Origin of the sequence: Parashewanella curva (genome assembly GCF_003675895.1) — a bacterium.
In the GTDB taxonomy this organism is placed as follows: Bacteria; Pseudomonadota; Gammaproteobacteria; order Enterobacterales; family Shewanellaceae; genus Parashewanella; species Parashewanella curva.
Genome location: NZ_ML014773.1, coordinates 26,237 through 43,757, shown reverse-complemented (window position 1 = coordinate 43,757; position 17,521 = coordinate 26,237). Strand labels below are relative to the sequence as shown.

The window sequence follows — 17,521 nt, the reverse complement described above, 5'->3', positions numbered from 1 at the left end:
GATTCTAGGTTAAACTTCAAGTCCTTTGGACTTGTCCCTTAAGCCATAGCTTGACTTGATAAAATAAGGCTCCCCCTAATTTGTTTCAAAGAGCAAAACGGTATTTATTATTTTCAGAGGGAGAACAGAATTATTTCTTAAGGATGAGTTGATAAACGACTTCGTTAAATTCTGTGATACCTTTTTCAACTGCGGAAGGAAAAGCGGGTACAATCTCTTGAGTAAGCTTCTCAATGATAAATTGCTCACCAAATAATTCATGAACTTCAGTTTCTAAAACGGCAAATGGTGGGCCGTTTGCAATGTTTTGATCGTATTCTAAGGTTATCAATAAACCTTGCTTTAACCGTGGAGCAACTTGCAGCAGTTGTTTTGCATAGTCTTGACGGTATTCCTTTGGTAGGGCAATTAATGCGGCTCGATCATAAAAATATTCACTTTCGATTAATCCTTCTGGTAACCTGAAAAAATCACCTTGATGAATGCAGATATTCTCGTTTGAATAAGTCGTATGCGTTGAATAGTTGTTTAACTGATAGGGTAGGTCTTGTTCTTCATAAAAAGCTTCAACCGCTTTGGTGATTAATTCGGAACCAATGACTTTGTGTCCCTGTTTTGCCAACCAAATTAGATCTAACGATTTACCGCATAAAGGAACAAACACTGAGCCTGAGCTAGATTGAGGCCAGTATTCTAAAAGATAGTGGTTAAAATCTTGTCGGTGAAACCCAATGCGATTTTCTTTCCAACGGCTTATCCATTCTTCGTGTTGCATCTTTTTATCCAATGGGGAAATTTATTTCGATTGTAAAATAAATCAGAGCTAATTGATAAGGTTACGGGGAGCTAATAATTTCAATTAGCTCCTCGCTTGAATGGAGTGAATAACAATACTTTTATAGAATTTTTAAGGTAATTTGATCAAATGAATAAACCTTACCGCCGAACTCAGTTGCAAAATCTTGAGCTTGTTGCTGAGTGCCGAAGCTGGCTAAGGTTTTACCCATTGCGCCTTTTTTAGTTGAACCAATCACATACCACGCTTGACGAGCATCAATAAAATGATTGTCATCGGGTGTTTTCCAGTGGGCTTTGCTCATGTCATGCACATAGGCCTCTTTCACCTGTTTTTTGTATTCAGGATCAAGTAGGAAAGTAAACATATCGCGGGTTGAGCAAAACTTTTTTACAGAGTTTTCAGTTTTAGTGTAAAGCTCACCTTTAGGGCCGGGAAAATTCTTAATGAGCATTCCGCATAAATGGCACTCATCGCCAGAATGTATTGCTTGTGCTTGTCGTGCTGATAAGGTTTCAGGTTCTTTACTGCAAGAGGCTAACATTATGCCAACAGCCAGTAATAAGATTTTAGTTGCCAATTTCATTACAGTGTTTTCCTATTAAAAATAAATCCTGCTGCAACAAGTGGCGTAACAATCCATGCCAGCTGCAAGCCTAATAACCCTAATGGCGAAATACTGCCATTAATGGCAACGGCTAATACACCGTTGACGTCTGAAGTATCAAGACTGGCTAAATTTACCATACGAAAGATATCGGCTGGATTGAGCAGCATCAAATTAACAAGCTGTTGTTGTGACAATCCATCTTCCATTCCAACTAATACAGCTAATAAACCTAAATCGAACACTAAAATAAAGAAGAACCAGAGGATTAAAGCCAGTCCAGCTGCTTTGGATTTTTCGCTTACAACCAAGCTAATGACATAAGCGATAGAGATAAAGCAAAGACCCAGCAAAATGGCAGTGAGAATGAACAAACCAAAGCTGTGCATCACTGAGGCAAAATCCATTTGAAAGCCAAGTAATACTGCCGCACTGCCAAAGCCGAGAACGGTGGCTAACGCCATAATCGCACCTTGACCGACAAACTTACCCAGCAGCAATTGTGAGTGGCTGATAGGGTAGGTAAGTAGCAGTAATAAGGTGCCAGATTCTTGCTCGCCAACAAAGCTGTCATAGGCAAGCAGAAGTGCAATCAGTGGGATCAAAAATACCGCTAAGCTCGATAAACTGGCGATGGTTGAAGAAATCGAGGTTAAGCCAATTTCCCCTGACGCAACTGAGCCGTAGTAACTTAACCCTAGTGACAAAATCGCAAAAATTAATGTAATAGAGATCAACCAGCGGTTGCGTAAACCGTCTTGAAACTCTTTAATAGCTACAGATAACACTGGGCTCATGCTTTTGTCTCCTCTGTAGTGTTGACTGGTTTTTGAGACAAATGCTCATGTGACAAATAGTATTGATAGACTTGCTCTAAATCGGCCGGTAATACTTGCAGGTTAGAGATATTATTCATCTCTAATAGTTGTTTTACCACTTCAAGGTTTTTCTCTTCTGGCACTTTAAGTTCGTCTGCGGCAACAACAAAATCACCAAAGCGTTCATCAGTCACTAATGCGCCATTTAAGCCCTGAGTTTTGATGGTTACGGGCAACTGAGCTTGTTGACGTAACTCTTGCAAACTGCCTTGAGCCAGTGGTTTACCGCCCGAAATGATGATGGCTTTATCAATGTGCTGCTCAACACCAGGAAGAACATGAGAGCATAGAATAATACTCGCCCCAGTGCTTTTGAGTTTATCTACGCTTTGATAAAACTCTTGGGTAGCAATTGGATCAAGGCCTACTGTGGGTTCGTCGAGTAGTAATAATTTGGGTTGCCCTAAAAATGCTTGAGCCAAACCAAGGCGTTGTCGCATTCCTTTGGAGTAGGTTTTCACCGCACGGTTCATGGCATGGGTTAAGCCAACTTGCTCAAGGAGGTCAGTGATTTGCTGTTTCGGCACTTTTTTGAGGCGAGCAAAATAGGTGAGCACTTCTTTACCCGTTAAGTGATCATAAAAGCTGACATTCTCAGGCAGATAACCAATGTGTTTGCGGCTTTCGAATGCTTGCGAAGATATAGGATCGGCGTTCAAGACATTAACGGTACCGCTGGTGGCTTTGATGATGCCTAAAATCAGCTTCATCATTGTGGTTTTGCCGGCACCGTTGTGACCGAATAAACCTAATACTTCACCGGGCATAACTTTAAGGTTGATACCTTGTAATGCTTTTACTTTGTCGTAGTGCTTGTTGACGTTAGTCAGCTCTACAATGGGTTGAGAATGAGTTGTCATAATTATTTGTTCTCCGTCATTGCCATGGCGCCAGCGTCTTTTTCGTCGTCAACGGCAAGCGGCTTCATCAGTGGGTGACTGTCCTTCACCCCGACTGGTTTTAATACAGGGAATTGACTTTGGAACCAGCGTAAAATTAACACAGCTGGACTGTCTAATAGCATTTTGGCTTCAGGATATTGCCAAACCATTTTGTCGATACCATCGTTAGGCTCAAATGGGGTATCGCCTCGACCGTCATGATTGAGATCCCAGCCTAAATAGTTGCTCCAATAGTTACCACCCCCCTCTTTGCTCCATTCTTCTTCACGGTTTACCACGTACTTCACTTGCACAGGGTTGTTGATGAAGGAGTTGGCAAAGACTTTGGTTTTTTCTGAGCCAGCGGTGAGGTGAATACCGATTTCTGCAGTATCAACAATGTTGTGGCTGATGGTGTTGTAGCCAGAGTTATAAACAAACAGACCTTTACCTTCTCTACCTAATACTTTGTTTTCAGGTTTGGTCCAAACGTGGTCGACGATGTTGTAACTGATGTCTGATTGAGTAATGTAATTAAGTAGGAAACCATAATCCTCACTGTTTCGAGTGACGTTATGATTGACGATAAGGCGTCGTGAACTCATTAAGGCATAGCCTGCACGAGTGTTGTACGAAAGGTTGTACTGGACCTTATTGTCATAGGAGTACATGTAGTGAATACCATAGCGTAGGTCGTGCATGGTATTGTGTTCGAGCGTGTTATTTTTACTGGCGATAACATATAGGCCATCACGCACTAAACTGGTGGTATTGCCTCGGATAATGCCGTTACTTACAGACGCCAGCTGAATGCCATTGCCTCGGTCTGCTGAGCGTAATTTCGGGTTACCCACAACCGTATTATTTATCACCTTAACGTCGTCGCATTTGTCCACCCAAATACCAAAGGCGTCACCTTGAAGTTGGTTGTTGATTAAGGCCAAATGGTGGCTGTTTTTGTCGATGTAAATACCAGCATCTTGCTCGGTAAGATCATCACCCCAATTGATCACTTTTAAATTTTCTAGTGTGACATATTCACTTTTTACATATATGCCATTACCTTTACCGCCAGCATTAAATACGGCTTTATGAGGTTGAATGCTTTTGAGTGTTAAAGGGCGGGTGATGGTAAAGTTGCCTTGATATTCTCCCTGTTTCAACAGAAATTCATCGCCGCTTTGGCTGTTATCAAGCAGTTGTTGTAAGTCTTGGTTTGGAGAGACTGTGATGGTTGCGCTGTAAGCAAAAAAAGACGTAAAAAAGAGTGCTAGCATCGTGGAGATGCATGAAAAAAATCGATGGCCGTTAGGCCGATTGGAACCAAAAAAACATAAGCGCATTGTCATATCATTTGTATTTCCTTAATAAAGCCAGAGCGTAACCGCACTCTGGCATTTAGAGTATGAAGATTAAAGCTTACGCTTCAACCAACATACGACCGCGCATTTCCATGTGAAGTGCGTGACAGAACCAGTTACAGTAATACCACTGTACGCCTGGTTGATTTGCTGTAAAGGTCACAGATGCAGTAGCTTGTGGACCCACTTCCATTTGAACACCATGGTTGGTCATACAGAAACCGTGAGTTACGTCTTCAACTTGGTCAAGGTTCGTTACTACGACCGTTACTTCATCGCCTAATTTCACTTTAAATTCAGTTAGACCAAAGTTTGGTGCAACAGACGTCATGTAAACACGTACTTTGTTACCCTCACGAATGACTTTGTTATCCGTTTCTAGCGTAACGCCATCTTTTTTCGCCATCGCTACAGTGTCGGCGAAAATTGGGTCAGTACGAGTCCAAAGCTTGTTCGGCTTCATTTTGCTGCGGTGTACGATCATACAATCGTGTGGCTCGGCATAAGTTGGGCCATCGTGTACCAGCTTCATTTCGTCACCAGAAATATCGATTAACTGATCGTTTTCAGGACGAAGTGGACCTACAGGTAAGAAGCGGTCTTTCGAGAACTTACATAGTGAGATTAGCCACTTACCGTCAGCATCACGCGTTTCACCCGCAGAGGTATGGTTATGACCTGGTTGATAATGCACATCTAGCTTTTGACGTAGGTAGTTAACTTTTTTACCTTGGTAATGAGCGATGGCATCTTCTACGTTCCACTTAGCGATTTGGCTATCAAGGAACAAGGTTGTATAAGCGTTACCCTTGTTATCAAACGCGGTATGTAATGGGCCTAAGCCTAATTCTGGTTCTGCAACTACAGTATCACGAGGCTTGATTTTATCGTTGAATAGGTCGTCTAGTTTATCAATTTGGATAACTGATACGGTTGGAGAAAGCTTGCCGTTTGCTACGAAGTATTTACCACTTGGTGAAGTGTTCATACCGTGTGGTGACTTAGGCACTGGGATGTAACGAGTTAGGTCAGAACCTTTACGACCATCAAGTACAGGAACATTGTTACCATTGTAGGTTTTGAATTTTCCTGCTTTAAGTGCTGCTTCACAACGAGCTAAGCTGAATACCACAACATGGTCTCGTTCGTTGGTGATCATCTCACCTAGGTTTGTACCCATTTCTGAGTTATAACAGGTAGAGGCGAAGTATTTACCATCGTAGTCGGCATCGGTGTTATCTAAGTTACCGTCAACCATTACTTGGAAGGCTACTTCCATTTTTTCAGCGTCAATAACATTGAACAATGAACGGTAAGTACTTACGTCTTCCAACGTTTCTTTACCATTGTTGTCCATTGGGATTTCGAATTCACCGTTACAAATAACATACTTAGTGTATGGTACTTTTTGAACACGCAAACCGTGGATAGCTTGTACGTTCGGGATGGTGATCATTTTATCGGTTTTCATTACGTCACAACGAATACGAGCAACACGAGTGTTGGCTTTATCGTTGATGAATACGTACTTACCGTTGTAACGACCGTCAGTCATACTCATGTGAGGGTGGTGAGAGTCACCCGCATGAAGATGAGCACTGTCGCCCTTAATGCGCTTACTTTCGTTGGTGATACCCCAGCCTGTTGCAGAGTCTGTATTGAATACTGGAATACGCATCAGTTCACGCATTGATGGAATACCTAGAATACGTACTTCACCAGAGTGACCACCACTCCAGAAGCCGTAGTATTCATCTAATTCACCTGGGTGAACGAACGGGCTATTTTTGCCTGCTTCAGAAGCTTGTGCTTTTGCCATAGAAGCAAACATCGCGGCTGACATTGGCGCAGCAACTGCGCCTGCACCAAGTAAAGCAGTCTTCCCCATGAAACGACGTCTATCGGCATTTTGCACTTCATTGTGCAATTCCGTGTTGTTGTCTTTATCTTGCATATTGCAATCTCCATCATTTGGCTACCCTTTGCAGCCGCATTAGTTTTATTAAACAGATATCGTTGGTATTTCTTGTTCTTTTAAGCTCTCTTCGGAGCGTTTCTTACGTTTGTAAGCTTTCTTTTTCAGAGGAGGGCACTTCTCCTCGTCGTAGTAGGTCACCTGACAATCTAGACAGTAGTGACATTCGCGCATATTGATTTCACCGTTAGGGTAAATCGCTTGAATCTCACACTCTTTGGCGCAGGTTTGACATGGTTGACCACATTCTTTACGACGCTTCAGCCAGTCGAATAAACGGATACCATTGCCTACTGAAAGGGCGGCACCGAGTGGACATAGGTAGCGGCAGAAAGTTTTGCGGTTAACCAAGTTGATTAAAATCAGGGTTGAGGCATACAGAACAAATGGCCACTCACGATCAAACTTCAATAAGAAAGTAGTTTTAAATGGCTCTACTTCAGCAAATTTTTCAGCAAGGGCGAGAGAGTCTAATGACAGACCAAATAAGCCCAGTAGAATAAGATATTTGATTGCCCATAAGCGCTCATGTACGGCAAATGGCAGCTCGATTTGTGGCAACTTTATCCAACGACCAAATACATTGACTAACTCTTGCAATGCGCCAAATGGGCATAACCAGCCGCAATACACCGCACGTCCCCATAAGATGATGGTGACGGCTGCTGCACACCATAAAGTGAAAATAATTGGGTCAAGTAGGAATAAATCCCAAGAGAACTTGGTCATCAATGAATGTAGGAAAGTGAATACGTTAACCACAGACAATTGTCCGCCCCAAGCCCAACCGACAAACACTACGGTAACAACCAAGAAGCCATGTCGCAGACGATGCATAAATTTAGGGTGCTGAACTAATACATCTTGGAAGAACAAAATCAGTAATAGAACAATAATTAACAAAGACAGCACAATGACTTCAGGAGTGCGGTCTTTCCAAACTTGCTGAACAAGCGTTAGCTCTGGCTCAGGCACAATGGCTGGTGGTGTATCAACATACTTTTCAAGAGAGTCGTACTGACCTTTAAAGCTGGTAAAGATACTGTCGATTGGGCCAGTTTGGCGGCGAACTAACAGTTCAAACTGCCAAGGTGCGCCCGGATCAAATTCAAAGTGGTCTTGGACTTTGAACAAAGACATTTCGTGGAATTGAGGCGCGCCTGCAATGTAGATATCTGTAAGACGTTGATGGTCTAAATCACGGAAGGCAATGGCTTCATCATTTTGATGCACTTGGATACGGTCGAAAATCCCACCACGGACGTAACCAGAACCTTTAAATGAGTAGCCATTACCCAATAAGGCAACAAGATGCTCGCCTTTTTTAAGGTTCTTGATTTGGTACTCATACTCAGCATCACCTAAAAGGTTACGGCCAATAGTTGGGATATCGGCGATGGTGTAATACACCTCAGCGAACATGTCCTTCTTCTGTGAAGGCTCTGCTTTTTCGATATGTTCGGCTTCAGTACCAACAAAGGCGTCATCGACTTTAGCTCGGTTTAGGTAGAGCTTGCGGATTGAACCGTCACCAGTTAGTTTCAGCCAGTCGGCTTTTTCAAATACATCCTGTTTGATGGTTGAAATAGGTTGAATCACATCAGACTTAGGTTCAATAATGCCTAAAGAAATTGCGGCTTTATTGGCTGCTTTAGTAATGGCAACGTTCATCACCATTACCGTTACTGTCGCACCAGATAGACCATCAATATTGATAGTTCCTTCAGAGCTGTTGCCACCAACTTTTAAACGGTCTTTGACAGAGAGACCTTTATATTGGTCTGCAAAATCATCCAGTTTACTCTCTGGTATACCTGCAAGAATAATGGGTTCGTGGTGTTCTAGTACCTTTGCGGTTACATAGTTTCCTCTGGGGTCGATGATAACCAGCATATTAACTGGTTCACCAGAATACGCAGGGATTTTGGCTATATCATTGGTTTCAAAAGCATAGCCAAGTAAATCATCGCCTTTAAAGATTTTTCTAAGATGATACTCACCTTGCTTATCGGTGATTTGAGTCGCTTCAGGAAAGGTTGTCTCGATAATAGGTATCGGATCTTTGGGTGGGCTAACAAATAGTGCATGACTCGTAAAACTGATGATCAGCAAAGACATAAATAGCATGATTAACGCTAATGTTGATAGCTGAAACTTCCATCCATTAATGCCCACAATCGTGTCCCCTAACACTGGGTGCGACAAAATGTCGCACTTTGATAGAGGCATCATAAGTTGACTGAATTAGTCAGGTAATGATCGAAATCAATTTTTGGTTGAGTCTTGTTCTGAGGGTTTGATGAAGATCAAAATTTAGTTGAGTAATTTACTCAGGAAAAGGCAACTAGAGGAAATAAAAAGACAAAATTATGAAGACCAAAGAGGGGCGGTCTCCATAATTAGTGCGCGATTCAAACTTACTTCAAACTTACTTCAAGCTTGCATAATAAGCTGAAATATTTTTGATATCAGCATCAGATAAAGGCATCGCCATTGGCGCCATGGTTGGGTCTTTACGGGCACCAGATTTGAAGTCTCTCAATTGTTTTTCAAGGTACTGTGCTTTTTGACCTTTTAGGTTTGGGTACATAGGTATCATCGACATACCGTCAGTACCGTGGCAAGCTGCACACATCATTGATTTTGCTTTACCTGCGGCAATGTCAGCAGATAATGCTGGTGCCGATACAGCACAAGCTAATGCTAGGAGTATAATTTTTTTCATTTCATTTTCCTCAAACTGTTCAAAAGTAAATTGAGCAGTATTTTGTTCCTATTATCACATTTTTGATGATAACAAGTTGAAAATAAGAAAAATTGACTTTGGACAAGTTTGAGGATTAAAACTGTGATCAGCCTAGAATAATTTACTTCCCCAGCCTAGCTTGTTACGAAGGACATGGAAGTAGCTATAGCCTTTTGGATGGATTAGAGTTAATTTTTCTGGGCTTCTTCGAATGATGATCTCATCACCGGGGAGAACAGAAAGATGGACATGGCCATCGCAGCTGACTTCGAAGTTGTCATCATGCTCGGGCGATACCACCAGCTTTATTGTACTTTTTGCGTCCACAACGATAGGGCGACACGACATAGTATGCGGAAACATTGGTACTAAAATTAATGCATCTAAATTCGGGGTTAAAATAGCACCTCCCGCAGAAAGAGAATAAGCGGTTGAGCCCGTTGGTGTGGAAATAATCATTCCATCTGCTCGTTGGCTATACATGAATTTATCATCAATATAGACTTCAAATTCAATCATGTGGGCGACTTGATTGGGGTGTAAGACCGTTTCATTAACAGCACTATTACTGGCTTTTAATTTGCCATGACGGTGAACTTCTGCTTCCAGCAAAAAACGTTGCTCAACCTCAAAATCTCCCTCTAAAACCGCAGAGAGTGTGCTTTCAAAGTCATCAGGAGATATATCAGTTAAAAAGCCTAAATTTCCACGATTGACACCTATCACTCCAATATTAAACCGAGACAAGACTCGAGCAGCTCCCAGCATATTGCCATCACCGCCAACGACAATGGCTAAATCGCATTGTTTACCTATTTCTATCAGTTCAACAGCTTCGACGCCTTCACCAATATCTTTAGCAACTCTTGATTCAACCAATACCTTCAACCCACGAGATTTTAACCAGTGATTCAGCGCCGTCAGGGTTGCATTTGCACCTGAATGTTGGGGTTTGCCAATAAGTCCTATGGTGGTAAATTTTGCCTTCATATAGATATTAAAGTTCTGGTTACCTTGATTTAACTTAGTTTAGTACCGTTAAACTACTCGAGTACAGTGATTTGGGGTTGAAACGCTAAAAATGATCCCCATAATAAGCGCATAGTAGATAAAATACCATTACTAGGATATCCCATAGCTAATGGTAGTAATAAAGCTTGTATAGCTGGAGTTAAGATGAGTAAAGAAGCAGAAAAGGTACAAGAAGAACAAATGGATGAAGTGGCTACCCCTGAAACAGAAGCTGAAACCGTTGAATCTCCTGAATTAGTGGATGAATTGACTCAGGCTAATTTTCGTATCGAAGAGTTAGAACAAGCTCTAGCTGCTGCTACAGCTAAGGTCGATGAGCAAAAAGATTCTGTTGTACGTGCTGCTGCTGAAACAGAAAACATTCGTCGTCGTGCGGCTATGGATGTTGAAAAAGCACGCAAGTTTGCACTAGAAAAGTTTGTGAATGAGCTTTTGCCTGTAATGGATAACATGGATCACGCGGTTGCTGGTCTAAACATCGAAGATGAAGAAGGCCCAATGAAAGCCTTACATGAAGGTGTTAACCTAACTCGTAAGACTTTAGTGAGCGCTGTAGAAAAGTTTGGTGTGAAAGTAGTTGACCCTACTGGAGAAACTTTCAATCCAGATCAACACCAAGCCATTGGTATGCAACCTAGCGATGATTATCCTGCTAATACTGTTATGGCTGTGATGCAAAAAGGCTATATGTTGAATGACCGTTTATTGCGCCCAGCAATGGTGATGGTATCTCAAGGATAAATTACCGCACGAGTAATACTTGAAGAAGCACCTTTGGTGTTTCGAGGATTAACGGCGACTTTATGTCGCCGTTAATTTTTCCATTTTAGTTTTATAGAGACGAAGTCTTCTCCGGTATATCTGGATCGTCTTGATAAAGCGGATTATCAAGCGAGAACTGATTTTTCTCACATATAACCATAGCTTGACTACTAGGGAAAGTTGAGCTTTCTTGAGACTGAGAATCTTGTGGCTCAGTGTCAACAATTACAGGCTCTTCTTTTTCCTGTGATTCCAGATTTTCCTGCTGTTTTTCCATTTGTTTTGATTCATTTTTTACTGAACATTCCTCTTCGATAGATTCTGTACTGTTTTGTGACTCTTGAATATCTAATTTGCTGATATCTAACCATTCATCTTCTTTATCATCGTGATCACTTTCAGAAACACATGAAACAGGAAATGGAGATCTGTCGTTTAATGTTTTTTCTAACATTACAACAATCTCTGAATGACCTCTATTTCTTGCAATTATGAGCGGAGTATTGTTATCGTTATCCAATGCATATGGATCGGCATTGTATTCAAGTAGAAGCGTAACTATTTCAGTATTGCCTTTGTAGGCTGCAATATGAAGTGGTGTTTTTTGGCCTTTCATGCCCTCCGTATTTACTGACGCCCCATCTACTAGAAGCTTTTTCACTATTTCTGTATTTTCTTTATGTACAGCTGCGTATAAAGGTGTTTGGAAATGAGAATCTGGGGCAAATACATCTAGATTTACACCTTTTCTAAACATATCAAAAACTTCATTGATTTTATCTTTAGCAATTAGATTAATTAGAAAGATGCTGTTGTTTAGGCGATCTTCAATCGTACTGAGAACTTTGTAGTGTTCTTCATCCACACTAAAGGAAAAGACTCCCTTTGATGCCAACCACCAGTTATAGCAAACCATGCTTTGTTGCCTAGCTCTCACTGTATAGGTTTCAGTCAAGCCGTTAGCTTTGACTTGTATGAATTTACTCGAGTTATGAGTGTTGTGAGCTATTTTGGTTAAATCATCACTGTGTACGAATTGACAGCCGTTGATTAAAACATACTGTAAGTCAAAAGTCGGAATTGAAGCAGCAGACATAAAGGATAAAGTTAACAATAGCAAAATACTAAAGAAACTATCTTACAGTTGAGTCTTATTTAAAAGTCCATTGGGTTAATTATGATTAATCCTTATCGTGGGATGGAAAATAGATAAAGAAAAGGAGCTGAAAATCAGCTCCTATTTTAAAAATTCGTTGATTTGTTTGATGATACCTTCTGCATCAATATTAAGTTCTGCAGATACTTCTGTTTGAGTGCCTTGCTTAATAAATTCATCGGGTAAACCAATCTGTAGCGTTGGTTTGAGTATCTTGTTTTTAGCAAAGAACTCAATGACACCAGAACCAGCACCACCCATAATGGCGTTTTCTTCTACGGTTACAATCACATCATGAGAAGCGGCTAGCTCTTTTAACAATTCTTCATCTAGCGGTTTTACAAAGCGCATATCTGCAACAGTGGCATCTAAGGTTTCGGCAGCTGATAAAGCGCAAGATAAACGAGTACCAAAATTTAATATGGCAATGTTTTTACCTTGACGCATCATGCGGCCTTTGCCAATTTCCAGAGCCGTCATTTCCTCAATCTGCTCTGCCCCTGTTGCGCTGCCGCGAGGGTAACGAACCGCCGTTGGGCCATCGTTGTAACGATAACCAGTATACAGCATCTGACGACATTCATTTTCATCAGCAGGCGCCATAATCACCATATTAGGAATACAACGCAGGTAGCTTAAGTCAAAAGCACCTTGATGGGTTGGGCCATCAGCGCCAACAATGCCACCACGGTCAATTGCAAATAACACGGGCAATTTTTGCAGTGCAACATCATGGATCAATTGATCATAGCCACGCTGTAAGAAAGTAGAGTAGATAGCGACTACCGGTTTGAAACCTTCAACAGCAAAACCTGCACCTAGTGTTACGGCATGTTGCTCAGCAATGGCCGCATCAAAATATTGCTTAGGGAAGCGCTGAGAAAATTCAACCATACCAGAGCCTTCACGCATGGCTGGTGTAATCGCAAGTAACTTCTCATCATTGGTGGCAACATCGCAAAGCCACTTACCAAATACCTGAGAGAAGCTTGGATTGCTGGCCTTACTCGCAGGCTTTTTAAATTCACTTGGATCAAATTTAGGTACAGCATGCCAACCAATAGGGTCTTTCTCTGCAGGAGCATAACCACGACCTTTTTTGGTCATAATATGCAAAAATTGCGGCCCTTTAAGCTGACGCATATTGGCAAGTGTTTCCACCAAAGCATTCACATCGTGCCCGTCAATGGGGCCGATATAGTTAAAGCCCAGCTCTTCAAATAAGGTGCCTGGAACAACCATACCTTTGAGGTGTTCCTCAGTACGGCGAACCATCTCTTTCACCATTGGCATATCTTTGAGCACTTTTTTACCACCTTCACGGATGGTGCTATAAAAGCGTCCAGACATGATTTGAGCTAGGTGGTTATTCAAGGCGCCAACATTTTCAGAAATTGACATCTCGTTGTCATTTAAAATGACTAACATGTCATTATGTAGGGCTCCTGCGTGGTTTAAGGCTTCAAAAGCCATGCCTCCAGTAATGGCGCCATCACCAATAACGGACACCACTTTACGACCCGATTGCTCTTTATCGGCGGCGATAGCCATGCCCAGAGCAGCACTGATTGAAGTACTCGAGTGACCAACACTAAAAGTATCGTATTCACTTTCTTCACGGTATGGGAAAGGGTGAAGACCATCCTTTTGGCGGATAGTGTGCATACGGTCACGACGACCAGTGAGAATTTTATGGGGGTAGGCTTGATGACCAACGTCCCACACCAAACGATCATAGGGTGTGTTATAGACATAATGAAGTGCCACTGTTAGTTCTACAGTGCCAAGGCCTGATGCAAAGTGTCCGCTGGATTTACCAACAGATTTTAATAAGAACTCTCGTAATTCATTAGCCAGCTGAGACAGCTGACTTTTAGGGAGAAGCCTGAGTTCTTCAGGGGTATTAGCTTTTGCCAGTACCGGAAATTGCGAAATATCCATGCTTATACTGAATCTTATACTCGACGTGCCACGATATACTGGGCGAATTGTTCGATTAACTGCGTATTGTAGGGTAATTTACTTAAGGCGGATAGTGCATCCTCAATTAATTGTGTTGCGGTTTGTTGCGCGCCTTGCAAACCAAGTAATTGTGGGAATGTACTTTTATTCGATTCTTCATCTGACCCTTGCGGCTTTCCAAGCTCTTCTGTTGAAGACGTAATATCAAGAATATCGTCTTGAACTTGAAAGGCGAGCCCTAGAGATTGTGCATATTTCATTAAAGACGCGCGGTCAGCGTCATTTGCATCGGCCGCAATTATCGCGAGTTCAACGGAGCAAGAAATGAGTGCTCCTGTTTTTAGGGCGTGTAATTGAGTCAGTCGATCTAAATCAATTTGCTTATCTGTGGATGCTAAATCAATGGCTTGACCACCACACATCCCAAGGTAACCGGCTGCTTTTGATACTGAACAGATCATAGCGAGTTGTTGCTGTGGGGTAAATTCGGTGTCGCCAGACAAGATCTCAAAGGCTAAGGTTTGAAGTGCATCGCCAGCTAAAATAGCAGTGGCTTCATCAAAGGCGATGTGAACGGTAGGCTGACCACGACGCAGATCATCATCGTCCATCGCGGGTAAATCGTCATGGATTAATGAATACGCGTGAATACATTCAATCGCGGCAGCACAAATGTCTAACTTATCGAGAGACACACCCAGCATATCGCCAACACTGTAAACAAGAAAGGGACGAATACGTTTTCCACCCAATAGCGCCCCGTGCTGCATAGCACTTTTCAAGTCTGTGGCATGATCGGGCAAGCACGCTAATTGTTGCTCTAGAAAATGATTAATGCGGTTTTGGTATTGAGCAATAGCATCCGTTAAGATGGGTTGATTCACTACTGATCACCATTATTGTCAAAAGGAACTAATTGTTCTTGGCCGTTATCATCAAGCAGTATTGAAATTTTTTGTTGTGCTTGTTCCAATTTTTGCTGACTTTGGCGTACAAGCGCAATGCCTTGTTCAAATTGCTTTAGCGCATCATCTAGCGGTATATCACCTTTTTCAAGTTCAGTTACAATCTTTTCTAATGAAGTTAACGATTGTTCGAACGTTAAACTTTCAGATTTCTTGGCCAAAATTTTCGCTCCCTAAGCAGCCGTTGAAACTGTCACAAGGTATATCAGCAGGCGATGTGGGTCAAATTTCCTCGTGGAATAATTGCTCAATAAACAGCATATATCTAGGGCGTGTTGATCTTTCGTGATTATTTTTGCAGCGATAAATTGGTTATCTTATGCAAGGCAGAGTTTGTGCGGTGTGGTTATTCCACATAAACAAACGATAACGCAGCAGAAGTGACCAATTTACGCTGTCTTTGATGCTTTTGAGCACTTCCTGTTCTGTGTTGTGACCAGCTTACTTAGATGGCTAAGCTTCACTGCTCACGCCTTGACCGGAAAGTGCTCAAATAGCACAAAATTTAATCCTGAAAGATCAACACGCCCTAATTATTTCTAAACCTTTAGAAACCATGACCGATAAATATGTGAGCGAAATGTAATCTGACTGGTTAAAGATTGTGCGCCAAGGCCACGACTTCACACTTGGCTTTAGATACACTATGCCGCAGTTTATAGACGCGATTTAAAAGCAATATTTGAGGGACGGTTTTGGATTTAGCTACGCTGATTGGAATTCTTGGGGCTTTTGGCTTCGTAATTGCGTCGATGGTTACCAGTGGTGGTATCGGTGTTTTTATTAACGTGCCGTCGTTGCTTATCGTTATTGGTGGTTCATTATTCGTGGTAATGATGAAGTACAACCTTGGGCAGTTTTTTGGTGCCGTTAAAGTAGCGATTAAAGCCTTTATGTTCAAACTGGATAAGCCAGATGAGCTGATTGAGCAATGCACTAGCATGGCAGATGCAGCGCGCAAAGGTGGCTTTTTGGCGCTTGAAGAAGCTCAAATTTCAAATAGCTTTATGCAAAAAGGCATTGATATGCTGGTAGATGGTCATGATGGTGAAATGGTTAGAACCGCATTAGAAAAAGACATAGACCTTACGGCCGAGCGTCATAAAATCGGTGTTGGTATCTTTAAAGCTATGGGGGATGTTGCGCCAGCAATGGGAATGATCGGTACACTGATTGGATTGGTGGCCATGCTTCAAGCAATGGATGATCCTAAGACTATTGGGCCGTCGATGGCGGTAGCACTTCTTACGACACTTTATGGTGCCATGATTGCTAATATGATCGCGATTCCAATTGCCGATAAACTTTCTTTGCGAATGGAAGAAGAGATACTGAATCGTAATTTGATCATGGATGCCGTGCTAGCCATTCAAGATGGGCAAAATCCAAGAGTGATCGAAAGCTTCTTGAAAAGCTATTTGTCAGAGAAAAAGCGCGGCGAAGCCAGTGCTGAGGGTGAATAACCAATGGCAAAGAATAAGTGTGACTGTCCACCACCAGGCGCTCCAATGTGGCTAGCCACCTTTGCTGATTTGATGTCACTGCTCATGTGCTTTTTCGTTTTGCTATTAGCATTTTCTGAGATGGACGTGCTTAAGTTTAAGCAATTAGCTGGCTCAATGAAATTTGCTTTTGGTGTGCAAAACCAAGTGAATGTGAAGGACATTCCTAAAGGTACCTCTGTTATCGCGTTGGAGTTTCGCCCCGGTCGTCCAGAGCCAACACCTATTGATACGATCAATCAAAAAACCGACGACATGACTCAGCAAACCTTGAAGTTCCAACCCGGTGATGCTGATAGTGCTGGGGGGGTGCAAGAGCAGCAAGGTGAAAAGCGTGGTGGTGACTCGATTGCCACGGCTCAAGAAGTAGAAGTGGCAAAACATTCTCAAGAAGCACAAGCTCAGCAAGATCAAATTAATGAGCAGGTGAAGAAAATTGCTCAACAACTTGAACAGCAAATTCAAGATGGCGCTCTAGAAGTGGAATCACTAGGGCAGCAAATTATCATCCGTATTCGTGAGAAGGGGTCTTTTGCGTCAGGCTCGGGTTTTTTACAGCCAAGGTTTAGACCTATTGTGCGCAAAGTGGGTACAGTTCTGAAAGACATTCCAGGTATTATTACGGTCTCTGGACATACGGATGATACTAAAATCAGTAATGAGCTTTATCGTTCGAATTGGGAGTTATCCAGTAAGCGTGCCTTATCCGTAGCTCATGAAATGATCAAAGCGAAAGGGTTTGATGAATCTCGTTTAAAAGTTGTCGGTATGGCATCGACAAAACCCTTGTTCCCAAATACTTCAGCAGCCAACCGAGCTAAAAACCGTCGTGTTGAAATTGCGATTGAGCAAGGTAAGGCTTTGGAGTCCGAAGCGATCAAAGTTGGGCAATAATCCA

General features: G+C 42.1%; 16 protein-coding genes. 3 read left to right on the top strand and 13 right to left on the bottom strand.

Annotated elements, in window-relative coordinates; genetic code table 11:
• Nucleotides 1–130: 130 nt before the first annotated feature.
• The 9 genes from D5018_RS09590 to nadK all read right to left on the bottom strand — a co-directional run bounded on the left by D5018_RS09590 (nucleotide 131) and on the right by nadK (nucleotide 10,234).
• A complete protein-coding gene (locus tag D5018_RS09590; RefSeq protein WP_121838786.1) occupies nucleotides 131–775 on the bottom strand; it encodes a thiopurine S-methyltransferase in 645 nt (214 codons plus the stop codon).
• A gap of 121 nt (nucleotides 776–896) precedes the next feature.
• Nucleotides 897–1,382, bottom strand: coding sequence for a nitrous oxide reductase accessory protein NosL (locus D5018_RS09585; protein WP_121838785.1), 486 nt, complete (start codon nucleotides 1,380–1,382; stop codon nucleotides 897–899).
• Nucleotides 1,382–2,200, bottom strand: a complete 819-nt coding sequence (locus tag D5018_RS09580) for an ABC transporter permease (RefSeq protein ID WP_121838784.1) — start codon at nucleotides 2,198–2,200, stop codon at nucleotides 1,382–1,384. Before D5018_RS09580 ends, D5018_RS09585 begins: the two co-directional genes overlap by 1 nt.
• Nucleotides 2,197–3,141, bottom strand: coding sequence for an ABC transporter ATP-binding protein (locus D5018_RS09575; RefSeq protein WP_121838783.1), 945 nt, complete (start codon nucleotides 3,139–3,141; stop codon nucleotides 2,197–2,199). Before D5018_RS09575 ends, D5018_RS09580 begins: the two co-directional genes overlap by 4 nt.
• Nucleotides 3,142–3,143: 2 nt before the next feature.
• The gene (locus D5018_RS09570) at nucleotides 3,144–4,439 is read right to left on the bottom strand and encodes a nitrous oxide reductase family maturation protein NosD (protein ID WP_121838782.1); all 1,296 of its coding nucleotides are present in this window, start codon (nucleotides 4,437–4,439) and stop codon (nucleotides 3,144–3,146) included.
• Nucleotides 4,440–4,581: 142 nt separating this feature from the next.
• A complete protein-coding gene (gene nosZ, locus D5018_RS09565) occupies nucleotides 4,582–6,477 on the bottom strand; it encodes a TAT-dependent nitrous-oxide reductase (protein ID WP_121838781.1) in 1,896 nt (631 codons plus the stop codon).
• A 48-nt stretch (nucleotides 6,478–6,525) separates the two neighbouring features.
• On the bottom strand, nucleotides 6,526–8,625 hold the full coding sequence (gene nosR / locus D5018_RS09560; protein WP_243637419.1) for a transcriptional regulator NosR: 2,100 nt from the start codon (nucleotides 8,623–8,625) through the stop codon (nucleotides 6,526–6,528).
• A gap of 301 nt (nucleotides 8,626–8,926) precedes the next feature.
• Nucleotides 8,927–9,223: a c-type cytochrome gene (locus tag D5018_RS09555; protein WP_121838780.1), complete on the bottom strand. Its 297-nt coding sequence runs from the start codon at nucleotides 9,221–9,223 to the stop codon at nucleotides 8,927–8,929.
• Nucleotides 9,224–9,355: 132 nt separating this feature from the next.
• Nucleotides 9,356–10,234: an NAD(+) kinase gene (gene nadK / locus D5018_RS09550; protein WP_121838779.1), complete on the bottom strand. Its 879-nt coding sequence runs from the start codon at nucleotides 10,232–10,234 to the stop codon at nucleotides 9,356–9,358.
• Nucleotides 10,235–10,420: 186 nt separating this feature from the next.
• Here nadK and grpE point away from each other — a divergent pair, with 186 nt between their 5' ends.
• Nucleotides 10,421–11,017: a nucleotide exchange factor GrpE gene (gene grpE, locus D5018_RS09545; RefSeq protein ID WP_121838778.1), complete on the top strand. Its 597-nt coding sequence runs from the start codon at nucleotides 10,421–10,423 to the stop codon at nucleotides 11,015–11,017.
• Between the two features lie 91 nt (nucleotides 11,018–11,108).
• Here the strand turns inward: grpE and D5018_RS09540 are convergent, their stop codons facing one another.
• From D5018_RS09540 to xseB, 4 genes are all read right to left on the bottom strand, one after another.
• Nucleotides 11,109–12,134, bottom strand: coding sequence for an ankyrin repeat domain-containing protein (locus tag D5018_RS09540; protein ID WP_121838777.1), 1,026 nt, complete (start codon nucleotides 12,132–12,134; stop codon nucleotides 11,109–11,111).
• 141 nt (nucleotides 12,135–12,275) lie between these two features.
• Complete coding sequence (gene dxs / locus D5018_RS09535) at nucleotides 12,276–14,141, bottom strand: 1-deoxy-D-xylulose-5-phosphate synthase (RefSeq protein ID WP_121838776.1); 1,866 nt, start codon at nucleotides 14,139–14,141, stop codon at nucleotides 12,276–12,278.
• A gap of 8 nt (nucleotides 14,142–14,149) precedes the next feature.
• Complete coding sequence (gene ispA / locus D5018_RS09530; RefSeq protein WP_121838815.1) at nucleotides 14,150–15,028, bottom strand: (2E,6E)-farnesyl diphosphate synthase; 879 nt, start codon at nucleotides 15,026–15,028, stop codon at nucleotides 14,150–14,152.
• Nucleotides 15,029–15,039: 11 nt separating this feature from the next.
• The gene (gene xseB, locus D5018_RS09525) at nucleotides 15,040–15,282 is read right to left on the bottom strand and encodes an exodeoxyribonuclease VII small subunit (protein ID WP_121838775.1); all 243 of its coding nucleotides are present in this window, start codon (nucleotides 15,280–15,282) and stop codon (nucleotides 15,040–15,042) included.
• Nucleotides 15,283–15,816: 534 nt separating this feature from the next.
• Here xseB and pomA point away from each other — a divergent pair.
• Both pomA and D5018_RS09515 read left to right on the top strand, forming a co-directional pair.
• A complete protein-coding gene (gene pomA, locus D5018_RS09520; RefSeq protein ID WP_121838774.1) occupies nucleotides 15,817–16,584 on the top strand; it encodes a flagellar motor protein PomA in 768 nt (255 codons plus the stop codon).
• Nucleotides 16,585–16,587: 3 nt separating this feature from the next.
• Nucleotides 16,588–17,517, top strand: coding sequence for a flagellar motor protein MotB (locus D5018_RS09515; RefSeq protein ID WP_121838773.1), 930 nt, complete (start codon nucleotides 16,588–16,590; stop codon nucleotides 17,515–17,517).
• Nucleotides 17,518–17,521: the final 4 nt, after the last annotated feature.

Bases quoted from the DNA above. Each gene is read 5' to 3' on its own strand.
- D5018_RS09515 (WP_121838773.1), top strand. From the start codon at position 16,588: ATGGCAAAGAATAAGTGTGACTGTCCACCACCAGGCGCTCCAATGTGG.
- grpE (WP_121838778.1), top strand. From the start codon at position 10,421: ATGAGTAAAGAAGCAGAAAAGGTACAAGAAGAACAAATGGATGAAGTG.
- D5018_RS09590 (WP_121838786.1), bottom strand. From the start codon at position 775: ATGCAACACGAAGAATGGATAAGCCGTTGGAAAGAAAATCGCATTGGG.
- nosZ (WP_121838781.1), bottom strand. From the start codon at position 6,477: ATGCAAGATAAAGACAACAACACGGAATTGCACAATGAAGTGCAAAAT.
- D5018_RS09555 (WP_121838780.1), bottom strand. From the start codon at position 9,223: ATGAAAAAAATTATACTCCTAGCATTAGCTTGTGCTGTATCGGCACCA.
- nadK (WP_121838779.1), bottom strand. From the start codon at position 10,234: ATGAAGGCAAAATTTACCACCATAGGACTTATTGGCAAACCCCAACAT.
- D5018_RS09575 (WP_121838783.1), bottom strand. From the start codon at position 3,141: ATGACAACTCATTCTCAACCCATTGTAGAGCTGACTAACGTCAACAAG.
- D5018_RS09585 (WP_121838785.1), bottom strand. From the start codon at position 1,382: ATGAAATTGGCAACTAAAATCTTATTACTGGCTGTTGGCATAATGTTA.
- D5018_RS09570 (WP_121838782.1), bottom strand. From the start codon at position 4,439: ATGCTAGCACTCTTTTTTACGTCTTTTTTTGCTTACAGCGCAACCATC.
- D5018_RS09540 (WP_121838777.1), bottom strand. From the start codon at position 12,134: ATGTCTGCTGCTTCAATTCCGACTTTTGACTTACAGTATGTTTTAATC.
- D5018_RS09580 (WP_121838784.1), bottom strand. From the start codon at position 2,200: ATGAGCCCAGTGTTATCTGTAGCTATTAAAGAGTTTCAAGACGGTTTA.
- nosR (WP_243637419.1), bottom strand. From the start codon at position 8,625: ATGCTATTTATGTCTTTGCTGATCATCAGTTTTACGAGTCATGCACTA.